General features: G+C 24.8%; 1 protein-coding gene. It reads left to right on the forward strand.

Annotated elements, in window-relative coordinates:
* Positions 1-898: alpha/beta hydrolase family protein (locus BTO16_RS08945; protein ID WP_105021243.1), on the forward strand; the 898-nt coding region annotated here is incomplete at its 5' end.
* Positions 899-1028 lie beyond the last annotated feature (130 nt).

A 1028-nucleotide genomic window follows, 5' to 3' on the forward strand; every position in this document is an offset into this window, starting at 1 on the left:
TACGTTGGGCTTAATTAAAAAAATGAGAAAAACTGTATACTTTTTGATATTTTTAAGCTTTTTAAACTGTAGAAATTACACAGAAAAAGGAATAAATATAGATAATGAAAAATTTGAATTAATTGTTCCTGAAAAACATAAGGAACTATTAATATTATTCCCTGGATTTGGTGGTACAAATGAAAGTATAAAAACAGAATGTAATATTGTAAAGAAAGCCTTAAAACAAAAAATCTCTATCTTAATTTTAAAAAATAATCGAAATTTCTTTTTAGAAAAGAAAGAACTTGAAAAATTAGGAGAAACAGTTGTCGAACTTATTGACAAAAAGAATATTAACAATAATAAAGTATTTATTGGAGGGTTTTCAGCGGGTGGGAATTTAGGATTACAACTTGGAAAATATTTAATAAAAAAAGAGAAATACAAAAATAATCTGAAAGGAATATTTATAATTGACTCACCTATTGATTTAGAGCAACTCTATTTAAAATATGAAAAATCAGTCGTAGAAGATGAATCTGGAAGTATAAAATACTTCTTGAACATTTTGGAAAAACAAATTGGAAACCCAAAAAAAGATTTTGAAAAATATAAAGAGTATTCTCCATATTTAAGTTCAATTGAATATACTAAAAATGTGGAATTCGAGAATACAGAATTAATATTCTATACAGAACCAGCTTTAAAATTTAGAAAAGATAATTTTAATCAGAATTTTGAAAATACAAATGGTTATCAAATAAAAAAATTATCTAAACTTTTGAATCAAAAAGATTTTAAATCCAAATATATAGAAACTGAAAATAAGGGATATAGAAAAAACGGAATGAGAAATCCACATTCTTGGTCAATAATGAATGAAAATAAAATTGTAGAATGGATAAAAAATAACTAAGCCCAACACCGTACAAAATTAATTGCTTTGGTTCTGGCTTATTTAGGAAAGTCCTCGCGGACTTTCTATTCAGTAATTATTTATTAACTTTATTGCTTAACCACAGCAACTAATCTTGTACAAACACGTT

The organism is Polaribacter glomeratus, from assembly GCF_002954665.1.
Taxonomy (GTDB): Bacteria; Bacteroidota; Bacteroidia; order Flavobacteriales; family Flavobacteriaceae; genus Polaribacter; species Polaribacter glomeratus.